At 63.2% G+C, this 6,915-nt stretch carries 11 protein-coding genes; 6 read left to right on the forward strand and 5 right to left on the reverse strand.

What is annotated here, in order from left to right:
* A partial coding sequence (locus B128_RS0100470) for a transposase (RefSeq protein ID WP_018110342.1) occupies positions 1 to 254 on the reverse strand: 254 nt, incomplete at its 3' end.
* A gap of 246 nt (positions 255 to 500) precedes the next feature.
* Between B128_RS0100470 and B128_RS12985 the strand changes: the two genes are divergently transcribed.
* The 5 genes from B128_RS12985 (at position 501) to B128_RS12065 (ending at position 2,924) form a co-directional block, all read left to right on the forward strand.
* Complete coding sequence (locus tag B128_RS12985; protein WP_018110343.1) at positions 501 to 839, forward strand: hypothetical protein; 339 nt, start codon at positions 501 to 503, stop codon at positions 837 to 839.
* Complete coding sequence (locus B128_RS0100480) at positions 836 to 1,273, forward strand: GspH/FimT family pseudopilin (protein WP_018110344.1); 438 nt, start codon at positions 836 to 838, stop codon at positions 1,271 to 1,273. Before B128_RS12985 ends, B128_RS0100480 begins: the two co-directional genes overlap by 4 nt.
* Positions 1,270 to 1,707 carry a prepilin-type N-terminal cleavage/methylation domain-containing protein gene (locus B128_RS0100485; RefSeq protein ID WP_018110345.1) on the forward strand — a complete coding sequence of 146 codons (438 nt, stop codon included), beginning with the start codon at positions 1,270 to 1,272 and terminating at the stop codon, positions 1,705 to 1,707. The genes B128_RS0100480 and B128_RS0100485 overlap by 4 nt, the downstream gene beginning before the upstream one ends.
* Positions 1,704 to 2,324: a PulJ/GspJ family protein gene (locus tag B128_RS0100490; protein ID WP_018110346.1), complete on the forward strand. Its 621-nt coding sequence runs from the start codon at positions 1,704 to 1,706 to the stop codon at positions 2,322 to 2,324. The genes B128_RS0100485 and B128_RS0100490 overlap by 4 nt, the downstream gene beginning before the upstream one ends.
* Positions 2,325 to 2,540: 216 nt before the next feature.
* Positions 2,541 to 2,924, forward strand: a complete 384-nt coding sequence (locus B128_RS12065; RefSeq protein WP_018110347.1) for a prepilin-type N-terminal cleavage/methylation domain-containing protein — start codon at positions 2,541 to 2,543, stop codon at positions 2,922 to 2,924.
* 18 nt (positions 2,925 to 2,942) lie between these two features.
* On the opposite strand, the gene B128_RS0100500 is transcribed toward B128_RS12065, so the two are convergent.
* Positions 2,943 to 4,271 carry an O-antigen ligase family protein gene (locus B128_RS0100500; RefSeq protein ID WP_018110348.1) on the reverse strand — a complete coding sequence of 443 codons (1,329 nt, stop codon included), beginning with the start codon at positions 4,269 to 4,271 and terminating at the stop codon, positions 2,943 to 2,945.
* 47 nt (positions 4,272 to 4,318) lie between these two features.
* On the opposite strand from B128_RS0100500, the gene B128_RS0100505 reads away from it, so the two are divergent.
* The gene (locus tag B128_RS0100505) at positions 4,319 to 4,861 is read left to right on the forward strand and encodes a Uma2 family endonuclease (protein ID WP_018110349.1); all 543 of its coding nucleotides are present in this window, start codon (positions 4,319 to 4,321) and stop codon (positions 4,859 to 4,861) included.
* 7 nt (positions 4,862 to 4,868) lie between these two features.
* On the opposite strand, the gene B128_RS0100510 is transcribed toward B128_RS0100505, so the two are convergent.
* From B128_RS0100510 to trpS, 3 genes are all read right to left on the reverse strand, one after another.
* Positions 4,869 to 5,423 (reverse strand): Uma2 family endonuclease, encoded by a 555-nt coding sequence (locus B128_RS0100510; protein WP_018110350.1) that lies wholly within the window; start codon positions 5,421 to 5,423, stop codon positions 4,869 to 4,871.
* 15 nt (positions 5,424 to 5,438) lie between these two features.
* Positions 5,439 to 6,095, reverse strand: a complete 657-nt coding sequence (locus B128_RS0100515) for a chromosome segregation protein ScpA (protein ID WP_018110351.1) — start codon at positions 6,093 to 6,095, stop codon at positions 5,439 to 5,441.
* On the reverse strand, positions 6,092 to 6,915 hold an 824-nt coding region (gene trpS, locus B128_RS0100520; RefSeq protein WP_018110352.1), incomplete at its 5' end, for a tryptophan--tRNA ligase. The genes B128_RS0100515 and trpS, both read right to left, overlap by 4 nt.

The raw sequence follows: 6,915 nt of genomic DNA on the forward strand, positions 1-6,915 counted from the left end.
TGGACGGCCTTCTCCCAAATGCCTTCCTTCTGCCACTTGCGGAAGTAGTGGTAGACGGTGGACCAGTGGGGCAAGTCATGGGGCATAGCCCGCCACTTGATGCCGTTTTCCAGGACGTAAAGGATGGCGTTAACGATTTCTCTCCTCGGCACCTTGGCGGGGCGGCCGCCGGGCTTGGGGGCTGGGATGAGGGGCTCCAGGAGGGCCCACTCCGCATCGCTGAGGTCGCTGGGGTAAGATCGTCTAGAGCTCATCCCTCAAGGATACCACCCTTTTACGACAGCCTCTTAACTATTGACACAAGGGGGGGGGGAGAGATCCTTCCCCGGAACGGCACGGAAGAAAACTCCCCAATGGTTCCCTCTAATCCCGACGAGCTCTTCCTACGCATCTTTGGTATGCCTAAGGCTACCTTCCAGGCACTATACCCCTCTGTTTCCCCTTCCTCCTTCAACGGAACTCTGCAAAACTGGGAGCTAAAGGTGGTCCAAGGGCCTCTTATGCTCACCGGGCACAATCGGCTCTGCGGATCGGGCATTCTGGTGGTCTTCGGAAACCTCACGGTCAACGGCTCCTGTGATCAAGGCTTCCAGGGGCTCATTTATGTGGCTGGGGACTATGACCAGCAAGGAAATGCGGTCCTAACAGGGGCCGTAGTGGTGGAAGGCGTGGCGGAACTGCGGGACTGCAACGGTAACGATTGCTGGACCCAAATCGCTGGCACAGGGCAAGGAGGCGGCAAGATCGTCTACGACCCCATGGTGCTCCAAAGGCTAAGGGTGGCGAGCCAGGCGGGAGCCAGTGTGGTAGCCAAGGCCGGCACCTGGAGGCGGCTGTGAAACGGGGCTTCTCTCTACTGGAGGTGGTGATTGTCCTCGTTATTCTGGGCTTGTTGTTGGTCCTCGGTATTTCTAACTTCCTTCGTTGGCGCGCCCAGGCCGAGCTAGAGGAGGCCGCCCGCTCCCTGGCCCAGGCCTTTCAGTACGCCCGGGCCGAGGCCAAACGCACCAACAGCTCCCGGTGCGTGAAGGTGTGGCCCGAGGGATGGGCCTCTGGCCAGGACTGCGGCACCCTAAGCAACCCTACCCGGCGCTTCCAGGGTGCCCAGGTGAGCGCAAGCAACTACACCCTACCCGCTAGCGTCCAGTTTAATCCTCCCCACGGTACCACGGACGCTCCCCTGAAAAAGTTCACCCTCCAGCACAGCCGCTACCCCAGCTTGCAGCGGAACGTGAACGTTATCGGCGTTATCGGAAAGGCGGTGGTGCGGTGAGAAAAGGCTTCTCCCTGCTTGAGCTTCTGGTGGCGCTCGCCGTCTTCGGTTTCCTCAGCGTGGCTATCCTCGGGGGTCTCCTTGGGGTCTTCCGGGTCAACCGAAGCGCTGGGCTGGAAGCCCGGGCGGTGGTGGTGGCCAAGGACTACCTGGAGCGGGCAAGGAGGGAAGGCACCTACAGCAACCGCACCCTAACCCTTCCCTCCTTCAGCCCAACCGCTGGCTTCAGCGTGGACCTGCGGGCGGCCGGGCGCCTGGACCCGGGCCAGCCCCTAAGCTTTGCCCCTTGCTCCGGTAATCCTACTTCAGGTTACGCCTGCGAGGTAACTTGTTCCCAGGGTACTTCTCCTGCCTCCTGCCGCTTGGTGGCGGTAAAGCTTACCCTTTCGGGCGGGGGCAAGGCCTACACCTTCTACCGGGAGTGGGCGCCATGAAGAGGGGATTTACCCTTCTGGAAATCCTCGTGGCCCTGGCGGTGCTGGCCATCTTCACCACCGCCCTTCTCGCCTTCACCCAGGGGACCCTAGGGGCCAACCGCTTAGCCCGCAGGCAGGCCCAGTTGCTGGAGGAGCTCAAGGACGCTGCGGGATACCTCGTGGACACCCTTCAGGAAGTGCAGAGCGTGGTCACCTCCGCTAGGGTAAACGGGCAAGACTGCACTCCTCCCACCTGTCTGCCTGCCCTGGTGCCGGACCCCAATAACCCGGGGCAGTGCGCCCTAAGAGCCTACCGCCTAGAAGCACGGGTCCAGGTCGGGGACGACTACAAGGCCCCTGACCCCTGGGCCGACAGCAACACCTACATGCTCAGGGAGTACCGCCTCGGCAACCAGGCGTGCAACGCCACCACCTTCAGCAACGCCCAGCCCTTTGTAGTGCTCGACCTAGTGGATAACGACCAGGGCTTGGCCTTCTTTCAGGTGCAGAGCGCTCCCCGCCTCGCCCTCACCCTCAACCTGCGGCTTAAAGCCAAGGAGGGAAGCCGCATTATCTACGTTCCCGGCCAAGGCCAGGTCTACACGGTGCGGGTTTACCCTCGCAATTTCCGCTAGGCTTTCACACCGTTTTCACACCCTTCCCCCATTCTGAGGAGGAGCCCCCCGGGGGGCTTGACAAAAAAGTACGGGCTCTGAAGACTGGGGGGTGAAGGGAGGTGAGAAGGGCAGGAGGAGGACGAGAAAGCGGTAGTTAGAGGCGGCTTTCGGCAACAGGCACTCATGGCCGCGCAAATGGATGAAACGCGCGGAAAACCCTAAGGAGAAGGAAGTATGCGGAACGCAAAAGGCTTTACCCTGATTGAGCTCTTGATCGTCATCGCCATCATCGCCATCCTGGCGGCGGTGCTCATCCCCAACCTCATCGGTGCCCGGAAGCGGGCCTTTGATGCCGCGGCGCTCCAGTGCGCCCGGACGATCGCGCTGACCGCGGAGTCCAATCGCACCAGCGCCACAAGCCTTGATTACAGCTTCACCGGCCAAGATGTAACAAACTTGGATCCAAAGTCTTGTAGCAATGGCATTCTGGTTAATGGTAGTAGCAACTTGAGCGGGTTGAACGTTAACGGAGCTTCTTTTAGCATTACAGTCAAGCACAAAGATGGCCTGAAAACCTATACGGTTTCGGGTGACGCTAACGGTGTCCAAGTGCAGTAACGAGCTGTACTCTGAGACTTAAGGAATCCCCCCAGTCGGACTGGGGGGATTCCCGTTAGCCTTCATGGCAGCCAGAATAAGCCAGAGAACTCCCTCGTACTCAGGGATGATAAACCAAAAGAGAAGATATACGCCTACTGCCCATAGGCCTATCTGGAAAAAGGCGTTGGTACGTAGAGGCAAGAAAGCCGGTCCCCAAAGCATTAGGAAAAGCCAAAGGCCTATTGTACCCCACTTGACACCTACCTCCAAAAGGGCATTGTGAGCACGAAACAGAAGACTTCGGACAACAAAGGGTTCTGGCGCTTTGTCAAATAAAAAGAGAGGGCTAAGTGGTGGAAGAACCAGAACGCTACTCAGACCATCATATCCCCACTCCTGTTCTACAAAGTGCTCAAGTTCGCTATGGGAAAGATAGTTGGGCCAGTAGTTCTCAAAGACCCCACCCCCCCATCCCCAAAGAGGCCGCGCCGCAATGCCCCCTAACGCGGCCTTCCAGTAGTAGAGCCGGGTAAAGAACGTGTGCCCCGAGGCCACCTCCCGGACCCCAGCGGGGTTCGCCAGGCGCACTAGCTCCCAGCCCGAAAGCACGCCCAACGCCCCGGCCAGGGCCAGCGCGAGGGCTAATCGTGGGCGGAGGCGCAGGGAAAGGAGGAACACCACGCCCAAGGCTAGGAGCCCGGCCCGGTTGAAGGTGAGCCCCAGACCAAAGGCCAGGAGAAGGGCCAGAAAGGCGTAGACCCGGCGGCCCGTCCAGATCCAGAGCCCCGAGGCCACGCCAAACCCCAGGACGAAGTAGGCCGCCAGGTGGCCCTTGCCGGGAAAGGTGGCTACAGGCAGGCCCCAGGGCTCGGCCCGGTAGTAGATTCCACGCCCGATGAGAACTTCCACGAGGGCCATGGCTAACAGGACCAGAGCCCCCGCCAGCACCCCATGGGCCAGGCGCCCTCCCAGCTCCGGGTCGGAAAGGGCCCTCAGGTAGGCCAGGGCGAACACGCCAAGCATCAGGAGCCCCCAGACCAGGCTGTCCCCTCCGTGGACCAAAGAACCGGTGAGGGCCACCTCGGGTTGGGGGGAAAGTGCCGTGGAAAGGGTCATCCAGAAACCCAGGAGCAGGGCGAGGAGGAGGGGAGGGTGCTGCCTGAGGAAACGGGGGGCCCGCCCCAGGTCCCGCAGGTGCAGCCCGGGGTGGGCGGAGAGCTCCAGAAAGAGCCCACCGAGAAGCGCCAAAAGGGTGAAGAAGAGCTTCGCCCGGACGACCCCCTCCAGGGGGAACGCAGAGGGCCAGACCACAAGGGGATAGAGGAAGGCGAAGAGGGGCCACCACCAGCGGCGCAGGAGATTCATGGGGGCATTCTATCGCATGGGGCCGCACGCCCCAGTACACTCTAGACATGGGCGCGGCCAAGGCGGTGCGGCCCCTCAGCCTGGAGGAGTACCTGGCCCTGGAGAGGGAGGCCCCGGTAAAGCACGAGCTGGTGGACGGCTTTCCCCACGCCATGGCCGGGGCGAGCGACCGGCACAACCGGCTGGTGGTGAACCTGGTCCTGGCCCTGGGCCCCCTGGCCCGGAAAAAGGGGTGCCGCCTCTACGCAAGCGACATGCGGCTCAAGGTGGACGCCGCCACGGTCTACTACCCCGATCTCATGGTGGTCTGTGAAGAAGACCCCGGGGAATACTACAAGGAAAAGCCCTGCCTGGTGATAGAGGTGGTCTCTGAGTCCACGGAGGCCACGGACCGGAGGGAAAAGCTCCGCAAGTACCTGGGCCTGCCCACCCTTCAAGCGTACCTCCTGGTGGACTCCCGCACCCCCCGGGCCTTCGGCTACTACCGGGAGGGGGAAGGATGGGTGTACCAGGAGGCGGAGGAAGGCCACCTGCCGCTACCCTGCCTGAAGGGCCACCTGGACCTCTCCGAGGCCTATTACGGGCTCTAGAGACCTCCTAAACCTCTACCCCCTCGTAAATGGCTTCCAGGCTTATCCCCACGCCGAGGCAGGGCACCTCCGCCACCCCCTCTCCCTCCCACAGGCGGTAAAGCCAACCCTCCTCCTGGCGGAAATAGCCCTCCACCCGCCTTTCCCGGGAGTCCACCAGGAGGTAGCCCTGGAGGCTTGGGAGCTCCCGGTAGCGCCAGAGCTTCTCCCGGCGGTCTATGGCCTCGGTGTTCTCGGAAAGGACTTCCACCAACAGGCAGGGGCGCTCCTTGTATAGGGGGTGGGGGTCTTCTGCGCACACGGCCATGAGGTCGGGGTAATAAAAGGTGCGGGAGGAGACCTCGAGCTTCATGTCCGAAACGAAGAGCCTGCACCCCTTGGCCCGGGCGTGAGGGCGGAGATGGTAGAAGAGGTTGCCCACGATGAGGTTATGGGCCTCCGTGGCCCCCGCCATGGGGTAGGGCACGCCCTCCAGGAGCTCGTGGCGCACGGGGGACCGCTCTTCCATGGCCAGGTAGGCCTCGGCGTCCAGAAGCTCCAGGGGCCTTGCCGCCTCGCCCATGGGGCCATTGTACCCCTAGGCGGTGCGCTCCAGGTCCCCCTCTAAGGGCGCCTCCGCCTCCACGTAGAGGGGGGCGAAGGGGGCCTCCTGGTAGAGGCGCACCCGGCCCAGGCGGGCGGCCTCGAGGAGGGCCGCGAAGGCCACCACCTTTTCCCCCCAGGAGGCGAAGGGAAGGCCCTGGAAGGCTACCTTCCCCCGCAGGAGCCCCTTGAGCCGCTCCCAGGCCTCGAGGAGGCCAAAGCGCTCCCGGCTCACGGCCAAGACCGCCTTCCTAAAGGGCCTCGCCGCCTCCACCAAGGCCCTAGGGGGAAGGCGTAAGGCCGGCTTGGGCAAGGGAGGCGGGGAAACGGGTACAAGCCGGGAGCGTTTCTTAAGGCGCTCCTCCAAAAAGGCCACCGTTTCCGAAAGATCCAGAAGTACCTGCACCAGGGGGGCTTCCTCCCCTTCCTCCCTTGGGGTCAGGGCCTTTTCCGGGGAGAGCTTGAGAAGCAAGAGCTCTGCCAGGATGGGGAGAAGCTCGCTTCTTTGCCTCAGGTCCTCAGGCACCTGGGCCAGGGCCTGGTCCACCACCAGGAGGAGGGGTACGGCCCTTGGGGATAGGCGCCCCCGCCGCAAGGCCTCCTTGAGCTCCAGGGGCGTGCCGGAAAAGCCGGGAAGCTCGAGGCGGATCACGAACGCACCGGGCGCTTACTGGGCAGAAGAAGCCCCACCTTCTCCCGCACCTCCTCCATGGTGGCCTGGGCCACGGCCCTGGCCCGCCTGGCCCCTTCCAAAAGGGCATCCATCACGTAGTCGGGGTCCTTTTTCAGCTCCTCGGCCCGCTCCCGGATGGGGCGGAGGACCTTCATCATCTCCTCAAAAAGCACCCTTTTCACCACCAAAGTCCCAACCCCCGCCCTCCGGTACTCCTCCTTGAGGGCCTCCACCAGCTCCGGGGGGGCGAAGTAGGCCAGGTAGGTGAAGACCAGGCTCCGCTCCGGGGCCCCGGGGTCGGAGAGGCGGATCCTCTGGGGATCGTCCGGGAGGTGCTGGATCTTCCTCCAGATGCTCTCCTCCGGCTCCAGGAGGCCAATGGTGTTCCCTAAGGACTTGCTCATCTTGGCCCGGCCGTCAATCCCCGGCACCCGGGGGGCCTCGGGGTTGAGGAGGGCCTCTGGTTCGGGAAAGGTCTCGCCAAAGAGGGCGTTGAAGCGGCGGGCAATCTCCCGGGTGAGCTCAATGTGCTGCACCTGGTCCTCCCCCACCGGCACGGTGTCCGCCTTGTAGATGAGGATGTCCGCCGCCTGGAGCACGGGGTACATGAGGAGGCCGGACCAGATGGCCTCCTGCTTGGCGGCCTTGTCCTTGAACTGGGTCATGCGGGTGAGGTCCCCCAGGGGGGTGATGGTGGTGAAGACCCAGGCCAGCTCCGTGTGCTCGGGCACGTGGGACTGGACGAAGAGGGTGACCCGCTCGGGGTCCAGCCCAGCGGCGATGTTCACCAGGGCCGCCT

The sequence above is a fragment of the Thermus igniterrae ATCC 700962 genome, from assembly GCF_000376265.1.
GTDB classification, from domain to species: Bacteria; Deinococcota; Deinococci; order Deinococcales; family Thermaceae; genus Thermus; species Thermus igniterrae.